Source organism: [Clostridium] scindens (assembly GCF_019597925.1).
Classification (GTDB): domain Bacteria; phylum Bacillota; class Clostridia; order Lachnospirales; family Lachnospiraceae; genus Clostridium_AP.
On sequence record NZ_CP080442.1, the window covers coordinates 660,714 to 683,575 of the forward strand.

Consider the following 22,862-nt stretch of genomic DNA (forward strand, 5'->3'; position numbering starts at 1 on the left):
ACCATTATTATGGCACTGAAAGGTGCCATATATTTTTAACATGAATGCAAGCGAATGCTTGCATAGAAAGGAGAACGACTTGACTTATTTTGTTGTAAGCGTGCAGATAGATGAAGAGAAGGGGATCGGAAGTTATGAGGATTATATCCGACAGGTAAAGCCTTTGGTAGAGCTGCATGGCGGGAAATATCTCGTACGCTCGGAGAAGATACAATACCTGGGAAATGTCTGGAAGCCGGATCGCCTGATTATCATCTGTTTTCCTTCAAGGAAAGAGTTGGATGCATGTTTCCAATCAGAAGCGTATCAGGAAATTGCGGACAAGAGAAGAGCGTGGGTTGATGCCCAGGCGGTGATCATAGAGGAGGAGATCTATGGAGATTTGTAATCATGTGCACCAGATTCGAATTGATTTTAATGTGACGGAAGATGTAAAGCGGTATGTGTATGTATATCTGCTAACCGGAAGTTCCTGTTTTCTGATTGATGCCGGGGTTGCAGGCGCCAGCCGGGAGATTGGAAATTATATGGAATCGATTGGAAGGCGGCTGGAAGAGATAGAAGGCATCTTTCTTACCCACTCCCATCCCGATCATATTGGAGGCGCGTTAGAAATCCAGGAACTGGCCCACTGCAAGATTTACGCAGGCGCAAGGGAGCGAGATTGGATGGAAGATATAGACCGTCAGTTTGCAGAACGTCCGATTCCTAATTTTTATAAACTGGTCAATGCTTCGGTAAAGATCGATAAGATCTTGGCCGAAGGCGAGACTATCGTGCTGGAAGAAGGCATGACCTTAAGCGCGGCGGAAGTTCCGGGCCATTCGAGGGGGTCTATGGCGTATTGCCTGGATAAGGGGAAAGTTAAAGTGCTTTTTACGGGGGATTCTATTCCTGCAAAAGGCGATCTGCCTATATTTACGGACAGCGGCAAGAGCAAAGAGACGATAGAAAAGATAAGGAGGATGCAAGGCATAGATTTCTATTGTCCTGCCTGGGATAGGGTGTATGCAAGCGACGAGATATCTGCTATCCTGGATAGCGCATTTCATATAATTGCAGATATCGAGAAGTGTTCGGCAGCAGTATTCTTGGAATATGCAGATCGGAGCATGGAGGAGAAGATGGGGCAGATATGCAAAGAACTTCGGATGGAGCATCTATCCAGGAATCCGCTGTTTTATAGGAGCGTACTGGGCAGCCTGGAGCATAGATAGAGATATGGGGAGCACGTTCTTCGTGCTCTCTTTTCAATTTTTGGATAGAGAAATATATGGATCAATAGAAACCTTATAATGGATGAAAAGAAAACCCGTGAAACGGGTTAACCTTCAAGGGCATTATACAGGATATCAAGGAACTCGCTATTAGTCGGTTTTTCTTTCAACGGATACCGGGCTATTTTTATTAGGTATTCCCGGTTTCCATTATACCAGCAATAAGCTATGGCGGTGCGCATACAATGTTCGACATTATCTTGAGATGTCTGGTATTTCCTGGCAACTTCCGGATATATGTACTTGCAGATGGACTGGATCTTATCTCCGTCATCAAGGCAGAGACATAGAGCATGCTTAATATAGTGGAAGCCCTGGTACGTAGAACGTATGCCAAGAGTGAGCAAAGTATCTTTAACACGTTTATCCATAATTTCCCCTCCTTTCGTTATTAATAACACTTAAAGGGCAGAAAATACAAAGGAGTGGAGCGAATTCTATGAAAACATATAGAATTCGACAAAGCGGAAACAGAAGCCTGTATGTCTCCGGATCTTTATGGGAATAATAGGAAGCAGCAGATAATGATATAAGGGAGGCAGATTATGAACGAATTTTTGACAAGTTATCTAGGCGGCATCATACCGGTAGCATTCAGGATTCAAAGTGGTGAGGAAAGCATGATCGTAGGAAGGGACCGGCCTGAGTTTACGGTCACGCTTAACGAAGATCTGGACAAGAAAGAATTGCTGACCAGTACTTCTCTGGCGCTTGGGGAGGCTTATATGAAGGAAGAACTGGAAGTAGACAGAGACTTATATGAAGTCTTGAATCTGTTTCTTGGACAGATGGGAAAGTTTAAGACGGATAAATCTGCTTTGAAAAAATTAATCCTTACATCAAAAGCAAAAAAGAACCAAGAAAAAGAGGTAAGGTCTCACTATGATATCGGCAATGAATTCTACCGTCTGTGGCTGGATGAAACGATGAGCTATTCCTGTGGATATTTTAAAAATGCAGAGGATACGCTGTATGACGCGCAGGTTAATAAGGCGGATCATATTCTGGAGAAACTGCAGCTTCAGGAGGGAATGACCTTGCTGGATATTGGATGTGGATGGGGATTCCTTCTAATGCGGGCCGCAAAAAAATATGGGATAAAGGGAACCGGCATTACGCTTAGCAAAGAGCAGTACCAGAAGTTTTCAGAGGATATCGAGAGAGAAGGCTTGAAGGACTGTCTGCAAGTCGAGTTGATGGATTACCGGGACTTGAAGCATAGCGGCGCCCAGTTTGACCGCGTGGTGAGCGTAGGGATGCTGGAACATGTGGGCAGAGGCAACTATGAATTATTCATGGAGAATGCGGAAGCAGTGCTGAAGCCGGAAGGGTTATTCCTTCTGCATTACATCAGCGCTCAGAAGGAGCATGAGGGCGACCCATGGATAAAAAAATATATTTTCCCGGGAGGAACGATCCCCAGCCTGCGCGAAATTATTGATATTCTTCCAGAATACGAATTCCACGTGCTGGATATTGAGAGTCTGCGCCGTCATTATAATAGAACCCTGCTTTGCTGGCGGGAGAATTTCCTGAAGCATAGAGCGGAGATTGCCAGAATGCAGGGAGAGGAATTTACCCGCATGTGGGAACTTTACCTGGCTTCCTGCGCAGCGACATTTAATAATGGAATTATTGATCTGCACCAGATCCTGGTCTCAAAAGGAATCAACAACAGACTGCCGATGACCAGGGTGGTATAAGCATAAGGGGGGATAGGCCGCATGCGCCGTCTCCCCTAATTGATTATTGATTTTCTATGGAATCTGTGCTAACGTATCCTATATTATCTATTCTATTTTGCCAGTAAGCTGGCGTCAGCAACTCTTCCGCGGATTCTGCGGGCCAATTCAATTTGAATGATGATATTTTAGAAGGGAGCAGTCTATGGGTAAGAACGACATAGCAGTAAAACAATGGCTTTCTGCAAAAGACCGGTTTGCAGATTTATTTAACATGATGATTTTCGGAGGCATCACGGTCGTGCATCCGCAGGATTTGGAAGATATGGAGGGAGAGGCAGATATCTTTGTTCCTGACAAGGCAGGAGGGGAGAGTGGGATAAAGCGTTATCGAGACATTGTAAAGCGATGGGGAAATACGGCGACGTTTGCGGTGATGGCTGTGGAAAACCAGGACAAGATTCATTACGCTATGCCAGTAAGGAATATGATATATGATGGACTGGCATATACCTCGCAGATGAATCAGATATGGGAGCAGCGCAGCGAGAATAGGGAAAAGATGTCGGATGCAGAATTCTTGTCCCGCTTTCGGAAAGGAGATCGCCTCTATCCAGTGATTACCGCGGTTCTATACTATGGGACAAAGCCCTGGGATGCAAGCCTTAATATTCATGGAATGCTTCGTCTGGATGACAGCAGCGGAAAATTCAGGCGTATCAAGGAATATATCCCGAACTATAGGATTAATCTGATTGACGCGGAAAGGCTGGAACGGACAGAACTTTTTCGCACGGATTTACAACAGATTTTTGGCATGTTAAAATACAGGGGAAAGAAGCGGGAATTAATTCGATACATTAATCAGCATAAAGACTATTTTAGTAATCTGGATCAGGAAACTTATCGTGCAGCCAGAGTATTCCTTAATTCTGAAAAGCAGCTGAAGGATATCGCAGGCGATGAAAAGGAGGCGATTGATATGTGCAAGGCATTAGAGGAACTATATGAAGAAGGTATGGAAAAGGGCATGGAAAAAGGCGAGGAACGATTGAACCAGTTGATAAAACGGCTGCTTGCGGATTCCAGAGAGGAAGAGATATCGAAGGTAGTGGGGGATAGGGAGTATCGCCAGCGGCTATATCACGATTTTCAATTATAAGTTGATACATAGACAGGAAGCGAGGCGGATGGAGAATGTCCGCTTCGTTTTTTATCGGCGTACTGTAATTGATAAAATAGAAATCAGCAGTAAAATTCATTGACAGGCTAGTAAACACTTGCTAAAATGAAGAAAAGGCTAGTACTTACTAGCAATAATCAGAAAGCAGGTGCATCGAATGGGAGAGTTTAATCTGGAGTCCTATCTGAGCAACGGAGTAGAAAATATCGTAAAAGGCGTTATGAAAGCCTCGGCCAAGAATCCTATGGCCAGCGTCTATATGATGCAGGCAGTAAAAGAAAATAAGCGGACAAGGCAGATGAGACAGAAAGCCGAGAGCGAGGGGAGGCACATTCCGCCCTTCCTGATTGCCAGCATTACCAGTCAGTGCAACCTTCACTGTAAAGGATGCTATGCCCGGGCAAATCACAGCTGCTGCGATGAAGAGGATGGCAAGGAAAAACTTCTGGATGCCGGACAATGGGAAGCAATATTCGAACAGGCGGCAGGGCTGGGGATCAGTTTTATCCTTTTAGCTGGCGGCGAGCCTTTTGTCAGGAAGGACGTACTTTATGCGGCGGGACGGCAGAAGAAGATATTGTTCCCTGTATTTACCAACGGAACTTTAATGGACAATGATTCTCTGGAAATGCTATCCAGGAACCGTAATCTGCTGCCAGTGCTGAGCATAGAAGGGAACGAGAGAACGACGGATGCAAGGCGCGGGGATGGCGTATTTTGTACATTAAAGCAGACGATGGAAGATCTGAAGTCAAGTGGGATCTTATTCGGGGCATCGGTAACCATACATAAGGAAAATGCGAAGGAGGTATTGTCAGAGGAATTCCTGGAGGATCTGAGGATGTCCGGCTGCAAAGCCGTTATCTATGTAGAGTATGTACCGGTTGACCATGCAAGCATGGAATTGGCATTTGATGATTCTGACAGGAAGGCCATGCAGGAGCGGCTTGCGGTACTTAAGGAAGAAGATGAGAAGATGCTGTACATAGCGTTCCCAGGAGATGAGAAAAGTTCCGGCGGATGTCTGGCGGCCGGAAGGGGGTTTTTCCATATCAATGCCAGCGGCGGCGCGGAGCCGTGTCCCTTTTCTCCATATTCCGATACCTGCCTTACAGAAGCATCTTTGGAAGAGGCGCTGGGGTCCCCTCTATTTAAAAGGCTTAAGGAAGAAGGAGCGCTGATGGGTGAGCACATTGGCGGGTGCGTGCTGTTTGAGCAAGAGAAAAAAGTAAAAGAACTGCTGGGAGGGAATCTTTAATGACAACGAGAGAAAGAATCGTGGATGAGGCGTTGACTCTGTTTTCAATAAAGGGCTTTAAAGGAACCAGCGTCAAGAATATAGCAGATGCGGTAGGAATTAAGGATAGTTCGTTGTATAAGCATTTTAAGAGTAAAAGAGAAATCTTTGATACGATTGTCCTAAAGATGCGCAAGAGGATGGAGTGCATGACAGAGCAAATCGGACTGCCGGATGAAGAAAAACTGGAAGAGGCCGCGAAGTTCTACGGCAGGATCACGCTTGAAGATTTGCAGGAGTTCAGCCGTAAGGCATTTCTCTTTTATCTGAAGGATGAATTCATCTCCCGATTCTGGCGACTGGCAAATATGGAGCAGTATCAGAATCCGGAGATATACGAGATTTACAGGCAAATATTCATGGAAGAAAGCATTGCGTACCAGAAGCAGCTCTTCAGTATGATGATACACAATGGCTCTTTTGCAAAAGGGGATCCGCAAATAATGGCAATCAGCTTCTATGCGCCTATCTTTTTTCTGCTGAGCAAATATAATGGCAGGGAAGAGGGCGTATCGGAGGCCCTTGACATCCTGGACAGGCAGATACAGGAATTTTACCAAATATACAGCCGGAGAAGCCAAGAGAAAGAATAGTCGAGAGCCGGCATGTCTCTGGCTCTCAGCCTTGCCGTAAGCCAGAAACGCCAAAGTATGTACAAGGAGTGGAAGCAGGAGCGGATTAAGAGGAAGAGAATCCCAGGATACAATTAGAGCCGATTGGAAGCAAAGGCTATATAGAACTGATGACAATTAAAAGAATAGGATGCCTGATGGATGTCCCTGAGCGGGACGTCCATTTTTGCAAAAATGTTATTAAAAATATTTTATCTGTACTATATTTTAATATTGACAATGGTGTGTGACACACAGTATAATGAAAACACAAGGAGGAGCCACTATGGGAGAAGAAAAAGATTTGATGCACAACCTGATATCGGAACTGCGCAGAGGAACCTTGATATTAAGCGTATTAAGCCAGCTCAGCGAGGCGAAGTACGGGTATGCCCTTGTGCAGAGCCTGGAGGAAAAGGGCGTGGAGATAGATCCCAATACCTTGTATCCGCTGCTTCGCAGGCTGGAGAAGCAGGGAATACTAACGAGCCAGTGGGATGTGGGCGAGTCAAAGCCGAGAAAATACTACAGCAGGACTCTTATGGGAGACGACATATTCCGGCGCTTAAAAGAACAGTGGGAACAACTGTCAGAAAACATGGAGCAGATATTGAGGGAGGAAGAGATATGACAGACAGGGAGAAGGAATTAGTCAACCGCTATGTCTATGAGGTGACAAAGAGGATCCCGAAAGAACAAAGAAACGAGATTGAAATGGAACTTCGGGAACTGATCGAAGATATGGCAGAAGGGGCGCCGCTTGAGGAAGTGTTCGTAAAACTTGGGGATCCGGCAGTATTTGCCAGGAAGTACAGGGAATATAAGAATTATGTCATCAGCCCTGAATACTTCGATAACTATGTCTGGGTGATGAAGATCGCGATTGCATGCATATGGGCAGGGCTGCTTATCGCCACGGCGGTGAAGTGCTTTATTGACTATCAGGATATCATCCGGATAGCCGGCGAGTTTATCAGTGACGCAGTCATGGCATCGTTAGCAATCGTTGGAACCGTTACCTTGATCTTTGCATTTCTGGAGAGACAGAAGATCAAAGTGGATTTGAAGCAGGAAAAGCCGTGGTCGCCGGATATGCTAAGCCCGATTCCAAATAAGAAGTCCAGGATCAGCAGAGGAGACTGTATCGCGTCCCTGATATTTCTTGCGCTGTTTAGCTGCCTGCTTATTTTTGCGCCGCAATTGATCGGAGCATATTCGGTAAACGGAAGGGATGTCTCATACGTGCCTGTCTTTAACCTGGGACGGTGGGATGTGATATTGCCGGTACTTCTTTTTGCGATGGCGGTGGGATTCTTCAATGAGATCATCCGCCTGATTTACGGATGCTACTGCAAGATGGTTTTGCTAAGCAGTATCGTGACCAATTGCATAGGTATCGTTCTTGCATTTATCGTGCTGAAGCTCCTGCCATTCTGGAATGCTAATTTCGCGCAGGAGGTTGCGACACAGTTTGATGATACATTTAAATTCAAAGTATTCTGGCAGAATAAGATGATTCTGGGGTGGGATGGAGACGTCCTGTCGAATGTCCTGCTGGCAATCATTGTGATCGCCTCTGTAGGCGAGATCATCACGACTGCGTATAAGACGGCCAGATATGGAACAGACAGATAGAAAAGAAGACACGCCTCCAGGATGCGATTCGCTTCCTAGGGACGTGTCTTTTGTTTTAGAATGCTTTCAAGGAATTACTGTGCCTTTGCAGCTTTTTCCTTTTTCACGATGCGGCTTAAGATAAAGGTAATGATAGCACAGAGTACTGCGGCAACCATTGCATAAGCCCATGTCATATTGTAGCCGGTCCTGCCGTAATTATCCATCCAGCTGCCGACTAAGGTATACATAAAGATGTCAGGCGTGTAGCCTAAGCAGGATGCAATACCAGATACACGGCCACTCATGTTGAGCGGGATGCCTGCATCGTCATGCACTGCGAAGTACTGGCTTCTTACGGCGTAGATAAAGAACAGGCCGACGAAGAAGTTTGCTACTACCATGACGCAGAGGCTGGCTTTTGATGGTACGACGATAAAGAGGCCGAAAGATAAAGCCAGACCGATACATCCGCCGATGATAACTTTAAAGCGGGATTTCAACTTATCTGCCAGGAAACCGCCGACAATACCGCCAGCACCCTGGATGAGGTAACGGATACCGCCGAGCGTAGCAGCTGATGCAGCGGATAATCCATAGAATTTCTGTGCAAATGTGGTTGCATATGCAATCAGTCCGTATACGCTGTAAGCAGTGAAGACGATTGCTACAAGCAGCCATACTCTCGGGATCAGGAGAGCCTTGAACATACCCTTTGTAACTTCTATAAAGGATTCGGAATTCTCTTCCTTCTTTGTATCTTCGATAAAGATAAAGTTAAGGATACCAATGATAATAACTACGATAGAGCATACTTTGATTGCTGCGGATGCTCCGGCAACTTCATCTGCAAAGTGAGTAAATGCAGCCGTCATACCGAATACAAGCAGAGCGTTCATAATACCTCTGAGTCCTTCCTGAAGTCCGAACAGACGTCCCTGCTCTTCCTCAGTACCGAGCATACGCGTTGCCTTGATGCATGCGGACCAGTAGGTGATAATAGTAGAGATACCCATAAGTACGAAGATAACACGGCTTATGGTATAGCCAGGGAATGTGGAGAACCAAAGTCCCAGGGCACCCGTTGCGATAAAGGAGAAAGTAAGCAGCTTTCTCGCTGAAAACTTATCGGCTATAATACCGCCTATAAAATAAGAGAAAAGTGACATTGTCGCATAACCGGATGATAACAGTCCCATCTGCGCGTTAGACAGGTTCATTGCATTCTGAATCGGTACATAGAAGGTTTCTCTTATGTACGGCAACTGAAAGATGATTCCGGCACCAGTTGCTAGAAGAAGCAGAGTGCCATACTTCTTAATAAAAGCTTTGTTCATGATTTCGCCTCCAGATTAACTATAATAATTTAGTGGTGATATGGCGCTGCAGTCGCCCTATCTGTTATGAATGTAACAAAAAAAGAGAAAAGTAATGCCTTGACAGCGTTACTTCTCTCCTCACTCTTTGTAACTAACACGAATCATAAAATATTTGTGAAAAAAAGTCAATCAAAAAACTAGTAAAAATTGAAATATAATCATTCTGCACAAAAACTATGATCCAATAATATGAAAAATAACCAATTGACATTTTGCGCAAAATGGTTTTATACTATATGCAGTTACCGAAAGAGATTTTCAGAGAAAAGTAACCAGCGTGGCAGGAGTTCCCTGCTCGTGTTGTGTTACTTTTCTTTTTTTATTCCCATTTATCTCCCACGGTGAAGAAGCAAAGAAAAATGCGTTATAATGAAAGGAGCCCAGAGTCATGGCAATTATTTCAAGAGAACAAATCGTAGAAGGATTAGTTGATATCCTTGGAAAAGATCAGGTCGTAACAGACGAGCAGGTATTAAAAGAAAGCAGTATCGACAGATACAGAAAATATGAGCAGGTATGCGAAGTATATACGCAGCCTATCCCGGCAGCAGTCGTATATGTTAAGAGCGCCGAGGAAGTATCAGAAGTGCTGAAATTCGCTAATGATAATGAAATTAACGTAGTGCCAAGGACAGGACACTCCGCGATCGAGGGCGGACTTGAGACAGCCCTTAAGGATTCTGTCGTAATCGACGGCTCTACTATGAATAAAGTAATCAAGGTAGATGAGTACAACATGCAGGTTACCTGCCAGTGCGGCGTACCGCTTCAGGAACTGGATGACATGCTCAGAGAAAGAGGACTTACGACAGGACATTCCCCACAGTCCAAGCCGCTTGCGCAGATGGGCGGACTGGTTGCTACAAGAAGTATCGGACAGTTCTCTACCCTGTATGGCGGAATTGAAGATATGATCGTTGGAATGGAAGCAGTATTCCCGAACGGCAAGATCTGCAGAATCAAGAATGTACCAAGACGTGCGGCAGGACCGGACATCAGACACATCATCTGCGGCAACGAGGGGGCGCTCTGCTTTATTACGGAAGTTACATTAAAACTCTTCAAATGGCAGCCGGAGAACAACCGCTATATCGGATACAAGCTGGATGACGAGCACATGAAACTTGGATTTGACTGCCTGCGCGAGGTTATGGTAGCAGGATATAAGCCATCTTTCGCAAGACTTTATGATGCGGCAGATGCGCAGCAGCACTTCAGCTCCTGGCTGGAAGAAGGCAAGGCAATCCTGATCTGGATGGCAGAAGGCCCGGCAAATATCACGCCTGCGATCGAAGAAGGCATCAAGGATTTGATGTCCAAGCATCCAGAACTGGAAGAAGTAGATCCGAAGCTGATCGAGAAATGGTATGGCGGACTGAACTGGGGACCAGAGCAGATCGCGGAAGAGAAGGAAGAAATCAAGGCTACCCAGAACATCGGCATTACGACAGAGGTATCCGGAAGCTGGGATAATATTTATGAAATCTACAAGACTGCATGTGACAGAATCATGGAAGAAGTACCGGATATGACTTTGATGGGAGGACACTCTTCTCACAGCTATATCAATGGAACGAACATGTATTTCGTATACTATTACAATATTGTAGACTGCGCTCCGGAAGAAGAGATCAACAAATATCATGACAGAATCAACCAGATTATCTGCGAGCAGGTTATCAAATACGGCGGATCCATCGTTCATCATCATGGACTTGGAAAGGCAAGAGCAAAATATGTAACAGAGGAGTATGGATCTTCCTACTATATGCTGAAGACTCTGAAGCAGGCATTCGATCCAAACGGCGTTATGAACATGGGAACATTGATTCCGCTGCGGAAATAATCCATGAAGATCTTAGGGTGTTTCAAAATAGTTCCGGATCTGGATTTCATTGCACAAGAAGACTGGATGGCAGATGGACAGCTTCAGGTAGACACTAGTTACGCAAAACTGCTGTGGAACTGTTTTGATGAAGGAGCACTGGAAATGATGTTAAAGCTTTCTGATTTATCAGAAGGCTTTGATGTCGTATATGAACTGAATGCGCTGACGGTCGGCAGGCTCCGTCATGAAACTTTTTTAAAGACCTTGTATGCGCTTGGATTTAGCCATGCTGTCAGGGTAGAGGCAGAAGAGGATATGGACTTAAGATTCTGCCCGGGCCTGATTGCAGATGTAACAGCAAAGTACGTAAAAGAGACTGCTTCTCAGGATGTGATCATTATGGGGACGCAGAGTTCGGATGGCAGCAACATGAAGACGCCGCTGCTTCTTGCAGAGAGGCTTGGGTGGCCGTGCATCACGCAGGTGACGGCGTTGGAACCCGTAGATGAGAAGCATCTGAGGGTAACCAGCCAGGAAGATGGAAGAACGGCGGTACAGATTGTAACGGTTCCCGTCGTGCTGGCGGTAGGAAATGCGCCTTGTGCCTACTTAAGGGTACCTACGCTGAAAGACAAGATGAAGTTTGGGAAAAGGCCGATCGAGCATATCAGCCTGGACAGGAAACTGGCGGAAAGCCAGAGCCGGAATGTAGAGCTTATGGAACTGGCGCCGATAGATGACAGCAGGGATACCATACGGATAGAAGGAGAGACGCCGCAGGAGAAGGCAGAGAAACTATATGAGACGTATCTGAAAGGAAGGCTTGAAAAACTATGAGATATCATTGTATTATAAATGCATATTCTGATGATGCCATCCGCCAGATGGAGGAATTCCATGCGTTCCAGGATGCCTTCCTGAAGGATGCCGAGCAGGGCGAGGCCTATATTCTTTGCCGCGGCAATGAAGATATAGAACTGCTTGCAAGGCGCATCGCTGAAAATGCGGTTACGGTGACTGGGCCGGACTACTCTCCGGAGGCAGTTCTGGAGGTTCTTGAACAAGAGGCAGATTCCGAAGACCTTTATATTTTCGGGAGCGGCTACAGCGGCATCGAACTTTCTGTAAGATTGTCCGAAAGACTTGGGGGAAGTTCCGTAACGTCCGTCCATGCCTTGGAATTAAAGGGATCTGTGACGGCAAGGAAGATGGTCTATGCAAACCATATGGAAGGCGCGTTTGCGATGAAGAAAGGGCCTTACTGTATCTCGCTTGCGAAAGGAATGGAGCGCAAGGAGGCACAGGAAGGCATGTTCCATATTGAGAGGGAACTTCGCTGCAGAAAGGGAAACGATTTTGTGGTTTCCAGGGAGACCATGAAAGAAGAGACAGCCGGAGGCCTAAGCGATGCAAAGATCGTGGTTGCGGCTGGTAGAGGAATTCGGAATAAAGAAAATGCAAGTTTCCTTGAGGAAACGGCAAAAGCCTTGGGCGGAGAACTTGGGGCAAGCCGTCCGGTGGCGATGAATGCCTGGACGCCTATGAGCAGGCTGATTGGCGTGTCCGGGGAAATGATCGCGCCGGAGGTCTGCATTACAGCGGGCGTATCCGGAGCCGCGGCGTTTTATGCAGGAATTGAAAAGAGCAAGTTTATCGTAGCAATTAATACGGACGAGCAGGCGCCGATCATGAAGAAGGCCGATGTGGCGATCGTGGACGATTTCATGCCAGTGATCCAATCCTTGCGCGAGATTGTAAAAGAGCAGAAGGATACGCTGGAGTAAGAATAAATGACAGGGGATGGGCATATGAGACAATTGATTTATCCGATGAAAGAACAATATGAAGAGTTTTTAATAGACGAGTCAAAATTTTCCGGATATGCGGACAGCATTTCTTTCCCGGAGAGCGCAGAAGAGATGCAGGAAGTGCTGCAGGAACTGAAAAAGGAACGGGTACCCGTGACCATTCAGGGAGGAAAGACTGGAATTACCGGAGCAGGCATTCCAAGAGGCGGACATGTCATGAACCTGTCTCATATGAATAAAGTGAAAGACAGTGTCCTGCTGGAGGACGGGACCGGGCTGATCACCGTGGAGCCCGGTATTAACCTGATCGATCTTGGGAAAGAGATTGCCGCGCGGTTCAGGAAGACCCCCTTATTCTGGCCTCCGGATCCTACCGAGAGTTCTGCCACGGCAGGCGGCATTGCGGCGACGAATGCCCAAGGCATCTGTCGGCTTTTATATGGACCAAGCAGGGATTACATCGCGTCTTTAAAACTTATGAATAGCGATGGAGAGATGATGTTGATAGAAAAAGGGCAGAAACTGACCCTTGCGTCAGGCAGGGAAATCGACCGGATGGATGCGGTACTGGGAAAGGAAGGAATCACCGGGGCAATCTGCGAACTGACGCTGAAACTGATCCCGAAGCCGCAGAGCCAGTGGGGGATTGCGTTTTTCTTTGGCAGCAGCGAGGATGCAGGAAGGTTTGTCGACATTCTTAGGCTCGACATGCCGCAATGCGAGCATGCGAAGGTAGCTGCGGTAGAATACATTGACCGGATGGCGATGAACCTGATCGAGGAGCATAAGGCTACAATGACGAAGATCAAGGAACTGCCGGATATCGGGGAAGAGACACAGAGCATGGTCTATATAGAACTGCACGGAGACGAAGAGAAAATAGAGATCCTTGCCGAGTCCTTGATGGAATCGGCGATGGTATGCAATAGCGACCCGGAAGAAGCTTGGGCCGTATCCGGCGAGACGGATGTGGAAAAAATGCATGCGTTCCGCCATGGAGCCGCAGAGACATCCAATTTGTATATCGAGAAAGCGCGGCAGATGGATGCGCGGATCACCAAGCTGGGAACAGACATGACGATATCCGGCACGCCATTTTCAGATATCCTTTCTTATGTGGAAAAGGAACTTCACGATGCTGGATTAAAGGGCAGCGTATTTGGTCATGCGATGGAAAACCATCTGCATGTAAATATACTTCCTGAGAATTACGAGGAATACGAGGCAGGTATCCAGTTGATACGCAGATGGGCATCGCAAGTGAGCGAACATCAGGGAAAAGTGGTCGGCGAACACGGAATCGGCAAGCTGAAGTTGGAAATACTGGACGGATTCGTGCCGGAGCGCTATACAGGGCTTTGTAAAGAATTAAAAAGGCAGCTGGATAAAGACAGCCTTTGGAACAATGGAAATATATTTAAAGAAGAGGAGGCTGCCATATGAAGATCGCAGTATGCATGAAGCAGGTGCCAGCGGCCTCCGAAGGGAATATGGATCCTGAGACAGGCGTGCTCCTCCGGGCAGGGCTTCAGGCAATTGTAAATGTATATGATCTGGCGGCCTTGGAGGCCGCCCTTAAAATAAAGGAAACATACGGTGCAGAAATCCATGTATTCACGATGGGACCACAGAAGGCAGAAAGCGTGCTTCGGGAAGCATTTGCCATGGGGGCGGATGAAGGGTTCCTGATCTGTGATAAGGCCTTTGCAGGCGCCGACGTGCTTGCCACATCCTATACGCTGATGCAGGCCATAAAGTCAGCGGGAGATTATGATCTGATCCTGTGCGGCAAGCAGACGACCGACGGCGATACCGCCCAGGTAAGCGGCGCGCTGGCAAGGTGGATGGACATGCCGCATGCAAGCTGGGTGGTCGAAATTGTAAAAGTTCTTCAAAACGCAGTCGAAGTGAGATATAATATGGATAGCCGGACGCTATCGGCACGGGTTGCATTGCCCTGCCTGCTGTCTGTAGAGAAGGATTCCTTCGTGCCAAGGATGCCATCGCTTAAACTCAAAATCAGTGGAAAAAAGAAAGAGATCCATCTGCTGGGGATCCATGATTTTATAGATCAGGAAGAAGAGCATTATGGCCTAAAAGGCTCAGCCACAAGAGTGAAGAAGATATTTCCGCCTGAGCGTACGAAGCGTCAGGACGTAGCAGCATTGGAAAGAAAAGAGGCGGCGGAATATATTCTGAATATCTTAGCTGTGGACAGGCAGGAGGAACAGAGATGAGACAGGCAAATATAGAGGAATGGTCTAAGATCCTGGTATATATCGAGTGCAGGAAAGGGAAGATACACCCGGTAGGACGCGAGTTGATCGCAGAGGCGTCAAGGCTTGCAAAAAGGCTTGATATGCCGGTCTATGCGGCAGCGATAGGCAGCGATCTGGAGGAGATAGAGGGGCAGTTAAGCGGCTGTCCGCTTGAGAGGCTCTATCTATACGAAGCGGCGGATGAGTATACTCCGCTTGCATATGAGAAGATCCTGGCGGATTGTATCAAGGAGATTAAGCCTTCCATCGTCCTGATCGGTGGAACTTCTGAAGGAAGGGCGCTGGCGCCCAGGCTTGCGGTTGCTTTTGAGACTGGCTTGACAGCGGACTGTACTTCCCTTGAGATTGATGAGGAGGGCAATCTGGTGCAGATCAGGCCTGCGTTTGGCGGAAATGTGATGGCCAGCATTGTGACGCGCTTTACAAGGCCTCAGTTTGCCACAGTAAGGCCTGGGGTGATGGAGCCAGCGTGTATAGAAGGACAGCCGGCTCCGAAGATCATTAGAAGATCGGTGCATGCTGATAAAGATGCATTTCAGATTCTGGAAGTAAAAGAGGCGAAGGCTACAGAGAGCATTGCGGACGCGCATATTCTTGTCGTGGCAGGAAGAGGCGTCAGGAAGAAAGAGGATCTGTCAATGCTTGAAGAACTGGCAGTCCTTCTTGGAGGAAGACTTGCCTCAAGCAGGGCCCTGGTGGAGAAGGGATGGATGCCTGCCAAGTGCCAGATCGGCCTGTCAGGCAATACGGTGAGCCCGCAATACATCATTACCTGCGGGGTATCGGGAACCGTTCAGTTTATGGCTGGCATGAAGCATGCCAAGAATATCATCGCGATCAATACGGATCCGGATGCGCGAATATTCGAGATTGCCCACTATCCTGTACTTGGCGATCTGTATGAGATCGTGCCGGAGATGATCGGGCGGTTAAAGGCAAAGAAAGGCGATGATGTTGCTGAAACTTAGATATCAATTAACAAAAGATGAGATAGAGGAAGCCTTGCTGGATCTGAACTGGAGAAAGGAAGGCGTTTTCCGCAGTATAAATCTATGGGCTATGAGTCTGATTGGCGTTCTTTTGCTGATCGGATATATGAGGAATCCCGGGCAGTTCTTTCTGTTCCTGCTTTTGCTGCTTGACATACTTCTGCTCCTATATATGGCATATGGGACTGCGTTCCTAAGAAAAAGAAGGGCTGGGAAGATCGCGGCCAAGGAGGGGGAATACCGGATTGAGATCACGGAGTCATATGTCGTGGTAGGAGATGCGTCTAAAAAGACAGAGTTATCCGGCAGAAAACTTCAGTTTCTTTGTTCCGAGCATGTATTGGTCATTCGGCTGGACAGAGAAGTTGTTACGATTCCCCGGCGGATATTGACGGAAGACGAGTATGAGGCGATAAAAAGAATCGCTGGACGATACAAAAGTAAATTTATAAATATAATGACGGGAAAGGAGTAACAAGATGGAAACAGAAGCACAAGAGAAGACCGTGAAACTATCGTTGAGGAAAGGAGTATTCTTTCCGCCCTGGCTATTACTGGTGGCAATGGTCGTAGTGAGCCTTACGAACGGCGAAGCCTTTATGGCAGGACTTAATACGGTGACAAATTGGATACTGGGCAACTTTGCGTGGGCATTCAACCTGACGACGCTGGCCTGCGTGATCACCGTTATCATGGTATACTTTTCCCCGCTTGGAAAGGTGCGTATCGGGGGAAGCAAGGCAAAGCCTATGATGCGGTTCATCGATCTGGTGTGGATCACGCTATGCACGACGGTTGCGGCAGGCATACTGTTCTGGGCATGTGCAGAGCCGCTGTATCATATGTACGCGCCTGCGGCAGTAGAAGGAGTGGAAGCAGGAACAGCCAGTTCCGCCCTGTTTGCTATGAAGACGATGTTCCTGGAATGGACCTGGTCTCCATATGCGATCTATACCGTAGCAACCCTGATCTTCGCGTTCGTATTCTACAATATGAACCAGTCCTATTCCATGGGATCTGCGCTGGTGCCGGTCTTTGGAGAAAAGATAAAGAAATACAACGGAGTCGTGGATGTCATCTGCCTGTTTGCCCTTGTAGCCGGAATGGCCGCATCGCTTGGAACCGGCACGATGACGATTGGGGGCGGCATCGAGAAGGTGTTTGGCATCAAGAGCGGCCCTGCGGCGTGGGGCGTGATTATCGCCATAATCGTGACCACGTTCATCATATCAAGCATCTCAGGGATCATGAAAGGCATTCGGCTTTTGTCGTCTATCAATGCCAAGGTATATATGGTTCTTCTGCTGTTCCTGTTCGTATTCGGGCCTACGGCATTCATGCTGAACTTTTCCGTGGAATCATGGGGCGCTTATATCCAGGACTTTTTCAAACTGAGCCTGATGACAGGAGATGTATTCCAGGATAGTTGGGCAAAGAGCTGGCCAATCTTCTATTGGTGCAACTGGCTGGCCTGGACGCCGATAACCGCGGTATTCCTGGGAAAGATCCTGAGGGGCTATACGATCAAGGACGCGATTAAGTGTAACTTTGTCATTCCTGCAATTTTCAGTACTATCTGGATGGGACTTTTTGCGACGGCTTCCATTTATTATGAATTGAATGGCGCAGGAATGTATGATATATTGACGAGTAAAGGGGCAGAGTCTGTGGTATATGCCGTATTTGACCAGCTGCCGCTTTCCATGATCGTGATCCCGTTCTATCTGTTCATCGTATTTATATCATTTGTCACAGCATCCGACTCTAATACGAATGCCATGGCAGGATTGTGCATGAGCGGCATTACGCAGGATGAGCAGGAGTCCCCGGCATGGCTTAAGATCGTGTGGGGCATCTCTATCGCGCTTATGACGTGGCTGCTGATCAGTTTCGCGGGAATCGACGGAATCAAGGCAGCATCGAACCTTGGCGGCTTCCCGAATATGTTCCTGATCATCATTATGATCATTGGATTATGGAAATTAAGCCACAATCCGAAGAAGTATGATGTACACAAAGAAGATTATGACAGCAGCGGGCGGCCGATTGAATCGCCACGGCTGCCAGTTGAAAAGGAGTAAGACGATATGTCTTTGACAAAAGAATACTTTATGGAAGCAACAGAAGCCTGCCCGGTTATTCCGGCCATCAAGAATGACGAATGGCTGGAAGGCTGCAAGGAGTCGGAATGCGGGATTGTCTATATCATTTACGGAGATATCTGCACGATTGCAGATATCGTGGATAAAGTAAAAGAAATGGGCAAGAAGGCAATCGTACATGTGGATCTGATTTTAGGCTTGTCATCTAAAGAGATCAGTGTGGACTTTATTAAGAAGTATACGAAGGCGGACGGCATCATAAGCATGAAGCCGACGCTGATCAAGCGCGCCAACGAACTGGGCATGTTCACGATACAGCGGTTCTATATGATGGACGCGCTTACCTATGCGAACATCGTCAAGCATGTCAAAAACTGTAACCCGGATGTGGTCGAGTTCCTGCCGGCGGGATTGCCCAAAGTCATACAATATCTACTGGAAGAGATTGACAAGCCGGTGGTAGCAAGCGGGCTGATCCTGGACAAGGATGATGTCATGGGGGCCCTAAAGGCCGGCGCATTTGCAGTATCGACCACCAACCGGGAAATGTGGGACTGTTAGGAAGAAGGAGAATGAAATGAAAGCAGACATTGAATGTCATGGATGCTGCGTCCGGAAGGCAGAAGGGCTTCTGGAACAATACCAGGTGCCGGATGAGAAGAAGGAACAGGTCATGGAGGCGGTTTTAGAGACGGTGAAAGGGGCTGGGGCAGAAGAATCCGCCCCGGTGATGATGGCTCGCGTTATGAGGATATTGGAGTCAGAAGTGGGCATTACGGATGCCTATGATATCCCGAAGCAAAGATACAATGAACTTCTTTTAAGCAAGGAAGATGGAATATGCCAGGAGATACGACAGGAGAAGGATCCATTCTTTGCGGCCCTGCAGTATGCCATTACAGGGAATTATATTGACTTTGGAGCAATGGCGGATGTCAATGAGGAGAAATTAAACGAACTGCTGGCAGATCGCCACAGCGTTACCCTTGATGCCGAGGAGACTGCCTTGCTTAGAAAGGAATTGGCCTGCGCGAAGAAACTGGTGTATATTACAGACAATGCGGGGGAGATCGTGCTGGATAAGGTCTTTATCCGCGTGATTGAGGAAATATTTCCGGAACTGGACATTACGGTGCTGGTACGCGGCGTACCGACCCTGAATGATGCGACGGTGGAGGATGCCGAATTTGCCGGGGTGGATCAGCTGGCCCGCATACTGCCAAATGGCACGGATATCCCGGGAACGCCTCTTGAGGAGATCAGCCAGGAGGCCTTAAAAGCAATCGATGAGGCAGATCTTTGCATTGCCAAAGGACAGGGGAATTTTGAAACTTTGCGGGGATGCGGCAGGAACATATATTATCTGTTCCTGTGCAAGTGCCAGCTTTTCGTGAAGAAGTTCCAGGTTGAGCGCTTCACCCCGGTACTTAGTAATGAAACAAGAATTGTGCAATATGCATAAAAGCCACCCCTCGCTTTTAACAACAATCACGATATTGACAAATGAATTAACTAGACTTAAAATAGACGTAGTTACTAAAAGAGCGGAAGAGAGAGTAACTTTTACCCACGGCAAGTGGGTGGAAGTTGCTCTCTTTTTGTTCGGGGCTTCTATTGTGCGCAGGTAGAATCCGGAAGGCTCTTTTTAATAAAAATAATGTCAAGAGTATATGGAGGTACAAAAAATGAGTTTGAATATTAATGATTTTTCTATGGATTTCTTTTCACTGAAGGGTAAGAATGCAATCGTAACAGGCGGAAACAGCGGACTGGGACAGGCATTCGCACTGGCGCTTGCAAAAGCAGGAGCAAACATCTTCGCATTTGCATTTGTAGATGATGACGGAACAACCAAGAAACTGATCGAAGACTGCGGCGTAAAATACACATTCATGCAGGGGACCTGACAGAAGACGGAATGTGCGACAAAGTAGCAGAGAAGTGCGTAGAGACCTACGGAAGCATCGACATCTTAGTAAACTGCGCAGGCATCTGCAAGATCGCAGACGTACTTGACTTTGGCAGGGCAGAGTGGGATCCGATGATCGCCATCAACCTGACAGGCGCATTCGACTTAAGCCACGCGGTTGCGAAATACATGATCCCTCAGAAGAGCGGAAAGATCATCAACATCTGCTCCCTGTTCTCCTTCCTTGGCGGACTTGGATCACCGGCATACGCCGCTATGAAGGCAGGACTTATGGGTCTTACCAAGGCTTATGCTGACGAACTTGGAAAATATGGCATCTCTGTAAATGGAATCGCTCCTGGATATTTCCAGACAGCAATGACATCTGGTACAGGAAGCGCCAACGATGAGAAATATAACAAGATCAAAGATCATATTCCGGCTGACCGCTGGGGCGAGAGACAGGATCTTATGGGCGCGACTGTATTCCTTGCAAGCCATGCTTCCGACTATGTAAACGGAACCGTGCTGGTAGTTGACGGCGGATACCTTGTAAGATAATTATTTGAATCAAATAACACGAAGAAAGAGGTTTGGATCATGAGTGAGAAATATATTATCGGAATCGATGAAGGATCCCAGAGTGCAAAAATTCTTATATTTGACACTAAGGGAAATATTGTATGCGAGGCAAAGCACGCATTAAAGCCATATAACCTTCCGAGGCCGGGCATCGTAGAGCATCCGGATGACGACTGGTGGGATGCGATCTGCGAGGCAGGAAAGAAATGTATGGCGAAGTTCGAAGGGAATAAAGAAGACATCGTAGGAATCGGACTGTGCACGATCCGTTACTGCCGTGCTTATCTGAAGGCCGATGGCACGCTGGCTCAGCCAGCGCTCAGCTGGATGGATATCCGCGTGGCGCACCCTTACGAGCATACCAACCCAGATGTAAAATACATCGTGGCATCCTCCGGCTATATTACTCATCGCCTGACCGGAGAGAAGAAGGACACGGTTGCGAACTATGAAGGCGTATGGCCAATCGACGTGGACAACTGGGGCTGGTCAGAAGATCCGGCCGCATATGAGGCAACCGGCATGCCAAGAGAGATGCTCTTTGACCTGGTAATGCCGGGAGATATCCTTGGATACGTCACGAAGGAAGCGGCAGAAGCCACCGGCTTCCCACAGGGACTTCCGGTTGTGGCAACATCAAATGACAAGGCGGTAGAAGGACTGGGAACCGGATGCATGGGCGATACGACGGCGTGTATCTCTCTTGGTACCTATACGGCAGCCATGATGGAGGGAAAAGAGAACTTAAAGGATACAAAATGCGTATGGCCGAAGTTCTCCTGCGTTCCGAACAAATACCTCTATGACAGCAACGGAATCCGCCGTGGAATGTGGACCATCAGCTGGTTCAGGGATATCCTTGGGGACAGTTACATCAAGGCGGCCAAGGAGAAAGGCTTATCTGCGGAAGAACTGCTAAGCGAAGAAGCAGAGCAAGTACCAGCAGGTTCTGACGGCCTGATGACGGTGCTTGACTGGCTGGCACCAGTGGACGCCTTATATAAGAAGGGCGTAATGATCGGCTTTGACGGAAGACATACAAGAGGCCATATCTACCGCTCTATTCTGGAAGCAGTTGCACTGACGATGAAGAAGCATGTAGATGATATGTGCGATGAGCTGGGCGTCAGTCTCGACAAGATCATCATTACCGGAGGCGGTTCCAATAGCGACTTGTTCATGCAGATATTCGCGGATGTATTCAATATCCCATCTGTGCGTAACGAAGTAAACGGAGCAGCAGGGCTTGGCTCTGCGATCTGCGTAGCTGTTGCGGCAGGCGTATATGGCAGCTTTGACGAAGCGGTTGCCAATATGGTAAGGATTAAGGACGCATTCCAGCCAGATCCGGAGAAGGTGGCATTTTATGAGAAAATGTTCCCAATCTACACGGATATAACGAAGCATACGGACGAAGTACTGAAGAAGTCTTACGAACTCTTCCAATAATTTTATATGAAGCCACTTATCTTGATCACGAATGACGATGGCATCCATTCGCCGGGCCTTGCAGCTGCGGCATGTGCGGCGGCAGATCTTGCGGATATCTTGATTGTCGCCCCGCACACCCAGCAGACAGGTATGGCAAGAGCATTTCCAAGAACCGAGGATGCCGGGATAATAGAAGAAGAATGGATACAGATTAATGGGCAGAAAGTGAGGGGCTATGGGGTTCATGGCTCCCCGGCTCTTGCCGTTGCGCATGGCGTGCTGGAACTGGCAGAGCGAAAGCCCGACCTGTGTATCAGCGGCGTCAATTATGGCGAGAATATGGGAGCCGTGCTTACATGCAGCGGCACGCTGGGAGCGGCATTTGAAGCCATAAGCCATGGCATTCCCGCCATCGCCATATCCCTGGAGGCAGAACTTGCCATCCAGCGATCCAATGATTTCAGGCAGACAGACTGGGATGCGGCTAAGAGGATGCTTCATTCATGGATAAGCCGGGTGTTGGATAGAGGGATGCCGGAGTATGTAGATCTGATCAATATCAATATGCCGGCGGGCAGCGGACATCCTGACGAATTTAGGATCACATCCTTAAGCAGGCAGAATTATTTCGAATTCATTCGGCCAAAGGCCAGGAATTTAAAGGAGCCCTTTGCGCTTAAGTCCAGGCTGTCTGTAGATATGGATACGCTGGAAAGAGATAGTGATATCTATGCGGTGTATGTGGATCGGATTACCTCTGTCACGCCGATCAATATGAATATGTCCATAGGTTTAAAAGAAACGATGGTGGAGAAATATATGTAAAGAAACAGGCCTTTTTTAGAGGCCTGTTTTTACTGTTATTTCGATTGACTTTAAAGGGCAATTTGA

General features: G+C 47.5%; 22 protein-coding genes and 1 pseudogene. 21 read left to right on the forward strand and 2 right to left on the reverse strand.

All coding sequences use genetic code 11. The features are described 5' to 3' along the window. Positions 1-79 precede the first annotated feature (79 nt). Together K0036_RS02970 and K0036_RS02975 are read left to right on the forward strand one after the other, a co-directional pair. A complete protein-coding gene (locus K0036_RS02970) occupies positions 80-388 on the forward strand; it encodes a DUF1330 domain-containing protein (RefSeq protein ID WP_025645372.1) in 309 nt (102 codons plus the stop codon). Then, a complete protein-coding gene (locus K0036_RS02975) occupies positions 375-1,217 on the forward strand; it encodes an MBL fold metallo-hydrolase (protein ID WP_220430719.1) in 843 nt (280 codons plus the stop codon). The genes K0036_RS02970 and K0036_RS02975 overlap by 14 nt, the downstream gene beginning before the upstream one ends. Positions 1,218-1,324: 107 nt before the next feature. On the opposite strand, the gene K0036_RS02980 is transcribed toward K0036_RS02975, so the two are convergent. Beyond that, the gene (locus tag K0036_RS02980) at positions 1,325-1,648 is read right to left on the reverse strand and encodes a sporulation initiation factor Spo0A C-terminal domain-containing protein (RefSeq protein WP_025645367.1); all 324 of its coding nucleotides are present in this window, start codon (positions 1,646-1,648) and stop codon (positions 1,325-1,327) included. Between the two features lie 174 nt (positions 1,649-1,822). Here K0036_RS02980 and K0036_RS02985 point away from each other — a divergent pair, with 174 nt between their 5' ends. The 6 genes from K0036_RS02985 to K0036_RS03010 all read left to right on the forward strand — a co-directional run bounded on the left by K0036_RS02985 (position 1,823) and on the right by K0036_RS03010 (position 7,685). Further along, positions 1,823-2,980, forward strand: a complete 1,158-nt coding sequence (locus K0036_RS02985; RefSeq protein WP_025645365.1) for an SAM-dependent methyltransferase — start codon at positions 1,823-1,825, stop codon at positions 2,978-2,980. A gap of 184 nt (positions 2,981-3,164) precedes the next feature. Further along, positions 3,165-4,121, forward strand: a complete 957-nt coding sequence (locus K0036_RS02990) for an Rpn family recombination-promoting nuclease/putative transposase (protein WP_220430720.1) — start codon at positions 3,165-3,167, stop codon at positions 4,119-4,121. A gap of 178 nt (positions 4,122-4,299) precedes the next feature. Next, on the forward strand, positions 4,300-5,400 hold the full coding sequence (locus K0036_RS02995; RefSeq protein WP_220430721.1) for a radical SAM/SPASM domain-containing protein: 1,101 nt from the start codon (positions 4,300-4,302) through the stop codon (positions 5,398-5,400). Continuing rightward, positions 5,400-6,032, forward strand: a complete 633-nt coding sequence (locus K0036_RS03000; RefSeq protein WP_173693574.1) for a TetR/AcrR family transcriptional regulator — start codon at positions 5,400-5,402, stop codon at positions 6,030-6,032. Before K0036_RS02995 ends, K0036_RS03000 begins: the two co-directional genes overlap by 1 nt. A 304-nt stretch (positions 6,033-6,336) precedes the next feature. Next, a complete protein-coding gene (locus tag K0036_RS03005; protein WP_220430722.1) occupies positions 6,337-6,681 on the forward strand; it encodes a PadR family transcriptional regulator in 345 nt (114 codons plus the stop codon). Beyond that, positions 6,678-7,685 carry a hypothetical protein gene (locus tag K0036_RS03010; protein WP_220430723.1) on the forward strand — a complete coding sequence of 336 codons (1,008 nt, stop codon included), beginning with the start codon at positions 6,678-6,680 and terminating at the stop codon, positions 7,683-7,685. The genes K0036_RS03005 and K0036_RS03010 overlap by 4 nt, the downstream gene beginning before the upstream one ends. A gap of 74 nt (positions 7,686-7,759) precedes the next feature. On the opposite strand, the gene K0036_RS03015 is transcribed toward K0036_RS03010, so the two are convergent. Beyond that, complete coding sequence (locus K0036_RS03015) at positions 7,760-9,001, reverse strand: MFS transporter (protein ID WP_025645353.1); 1,242 nt, start codon at positions 8,999-9,001, stop codon at positions 7,760-7,762. 430 nt (positions 9,002-9,431) lie between these two features. Here K0036_RS03015 and K0036_RS03020 point away from each other — a divergent pair, with 430 nt between their 5' ends. From K0036_RS03020 to surE, 13 genes and pseudogenes are all read left to right on the forward strand, one after another. Beyond that, positions 9,432-10,889, forward strand: coding sequence for an FAD-binding oxidoreductase (locus K0036_RS03020; protein ID WP_025645351.1), 1,458 nt, complete (start codon positions 9,432-9,434; stop codon positions 10,887-10,889). Between the two features lie 3 nt (positions 10,890-10,892). Beyond that, positions 10,893-11,708: an electron transfer flavoprotein subunit beta/FixA family protein gene (locus K0036_RS03025; RefSeq protein ID WP_025645349.1), complete on the forward strand. Its 816-nt coding sequence runs from the start codon at positions 10,893-10,895 to the stop codon at positions 11,706-11,708. Further along, a complete protein-coding gene (locus K0036_RS03030) occupies positions 11,705-12,655 on the forward strand; it encodes an electron transfer flavoprotein subunit alpha/FixB family protein (RefSeq protein WP_025645347.1) in 951 nt (316 codons plus the stop codon). The genes K0036_RS03025 and K0036_RS03030 overlap by 4 nt, the downstream gene beginning before the upstream one ends. 24 nt (positions 12,656-12,679) lie before the next feature. Continuing rightward, a complete protein-coding gene (locus K0036_RS03035; RefSeq protein ID WP_259283377.1) occupies positions 12,680-14,122 on the forward strand; it encodes an FAD-binding oxidoreductase in 1,443 nt (480 codons plus the stop codon). Next, the gene (locus K0036_RS03040; RefSeq protein WP_220430725.1) at positions 14,119-14,916 is read left to right on the forward strand and encodes an electron transfer flavoprotein subunit beta/FixA family protein; all 798 of its coding nucleotides are present in this window, start codon (positions 14,119-14,121) and stop codon (positions 14,914-14,916) included. Before K0036_RS03035 ends, K0036_RS03040 begins: the two co-directional genes overlap by 4 nt. Then, the gene (locus K0036_RS03045; RefSeq protein WP_220430726.1) at positions 14,913-15,926 is read left to right on the forward strand and encodes an electron transfer flavoprotein subunit alpha/FixB family protein; all 1,014 of its coding nucleotides are present in this window, start codon (positions 14,913-14,915) and stop codon (positions 15,924-15,926) included. Before K0036_RS03040 ends, K0036_RS03045 begins: the two co-directional genes overlap by 4 nt. Beyond that, positions 15,907-16,422, forward strand: coding sequence for a hypothetical protein (locus tag K0036_RS03050; RefSeq protein WP_025645340.1), 516 nt, complete (start codon positions 15,907-15,909; stop codon positions 16,420-16,422). Before K0036_RS03045 ends, K0036_RS03050 begins: the two co-directional genes overlap by 20 nt. Before the next feature lie 4 nt (positions 16,423-16,426). Further along, positions 16,427-18,028: a BCCT family transporter gene (locus K0036_RS03055; protein ID WP_220430727.1), complete on the forward strand. Its 1,602-nt coding sequence runs from the start codon at positions 16,427-16,429 to the stop codon at positions 18,026-18,028. A gap of 6 nt (positions 18,029-18,034) precedes the next feature. Next, on the forward strand, positions 18,035-18,610 hold the full coding sequence (locus tag K0036_RS03060) for a glycerol-3-phosphate responsive antiterminator (protein ID WP_044955611.1): 576 nt from the start codon (positions 18,035-18,037) through the stop codon (positions 18,608-18,610). Positions 18,611-18,626: 16 nt separating this feature from the next. Beyond that, the gene (locus tag K0036_RS03065) at positions 18,627-19,511 is read left to right on the forward strand and encodes a damage-control phosphatase ARMT1 family protein (RefSeq protein ID WP_220430728.1); all 885 of its coding nucleotides are present in this window, start codon (positions 18,627-18,629) and stop codon (positions 19,509-19,511) included. A gap of 250 nt (positions 19,512-19,761) precedes the next feature. Further along, a pseudogene (locus K0036_RS03070) lies at positions 19,762-20,519 on the forward strand (SDR family oxidoreductase). Between the two features lie 39 nt (positions 20,520-20,558). Beyond that, entirely contained in the window at positions 20,559-21,989 is a 1,431-nt protein-coding gene (locus tag K0036_RS03075; RefSeq protein ID WP_025645332.1) for an FGGY-family carbohydrate kinase, read from the forward strand. A gap of 21 nt (positions 21,990-22,010) precedes the next feature. Next, positions 22,011-22,796 (forward strand): 5'/3'-nucleotidase SurE, encoded by a 786-nt coding sequence (surE, locus tag K0036_RS03080; protein WP_238106862.1) that lies wholly within the window; start codon positions 22,011-22,013, stop codon positions 22,794-22,796. Positions 22,797-22,862 lie beyond the last annotated feature (66 nt).

Coding starts and splice junctions, on each gene's coding strand:
- K0036_RS02975 (WP_220430719.1), top strand. CDS start 375: ATGGAGATTTGTAATCATGTGCACCAGATTCGAATTGATTTTAATGTG.
- K0036_RS02980 (WP_025645367.1), bottom strand. CDS start 1,648: ATGGATAAACGTGTTAAAGATACTTTGCTCACTCTTGGCATACGTTCT.
- K0036_RS02985 (WP_025645365.1), top strand. CDS start 1,823: ATGAACGAATTTTTGACAAGTTATCTAGGCGGCATCATACCGGTAGCA.
- K0036_RS02990 (WP_220430720.1), top strand. CDS start 3,165: ATGGGTAAGAACGACATAGCAGTAAAACAATGGCTTTCTGCAAAAGAC.
- K0036_RS02995 (WP_220430721.1), top strand. CDS start 4,300: ATGGGAGAGTTTAATCTGGAGTCCTATCTGAGCAACGGAGTAGAAAAT.
- K0036_RS03000 (WP_173693574.1), top strand. CDS start 5,400: ATGACAACGAGAGAAAGAATCGTGGATGAGGCGTTGACTCTGTTTTCA.
- K0036_RS03005 (WP_220430722.1), top strand. CDS start 6,337: ATGGGAGAAGAAAAAGATTTGATGCACAACCTGATATCGGAACTGCGC.
- K0036_RS03010 (WP_220430723.1), top strand. CDS start 6,678: ATGACAGACAGGGAGAAGGAATTAGTCAACCGCTATGTCTATGAGGTG.
- K0036_RS03015 (WP_025645353.1), bottom strand. CDS start 9,001: ATGAACAAAGCTTTTATTAAGAAGTATGGCACTCTGCTTCTTCTAGCA.
- K0036_RS03020 (WP_025645351.1), top strand. CDS start 9,432: ATGGCAATTATTTCAAGAGAACAAATCGTAGAAGGATTAGTTGATATC.
- K0036_RS03025 (WP_025645349.1), top strand. CDS start 10,893: ATGAAGATCTTAGGGTGTTTCAAAATAGTTCCGGATCTGGATTTCATT.
- K0036_RS03030 (WP_025645347.1), top strand. CDS start 11,705: ATGAGATATCATTGTATTATAAATGCATATTCTGATGATGCCATCCGC.
- K0036_RS03035 (WP_259283377.1), top strand. CDS start 12,680: ATGAGACAATTGATTTATCCGATGAAAGAACAATATGAAGAGTTTTTA.
- K0036_RS03040 (WP_220430725.1), top strand. CDS start 14,119: ATGAAGATCGCAGTATGCATGAAGCAGGTGCCAGCGGCCTCCGAAGGG.
- K0036_RS03045 (WP_220430726.1), top strand. CDS start 14,913: ATGAGACAGGCAAATATAGAGGAATGGTCTAAGATCCTGGTATATATC.
- K0036_RS03050 (WP_025645340.1), top strand. CDS start 15,907: ATGATGTTGCTGAAACTTAGATATCAATTAACAAAAGATGAGATAGAG.
- K0036_RS03055 (WP_220430727.1), top strand. CDS start 16,427: ATGGAAACAGAAGCACAAGAGAAGACCGTGAAACTATCGTTGAGGAAA.
- K0036_RS03060 (WP_044955611.1), top strand. CDS start 18,035: ATGTCTTTGACAAAAGAATACTTTATGGAAGCAACAGAAGCCTGCCCG.
- K0036_RS03065 (WP_220430728.1), top strand. CDS start 18,627: ATGAAAGCAGACATTGAATGTCATGGATGCTGCGTCCGGAAGGCAGAA.
- K0036_RS03075 (WP_025645332.1), top strand. CDS start 20,559: ATGAGTGAGAAATATATTATCGGAATCGATGAAGGATCCCAGAGTGCA.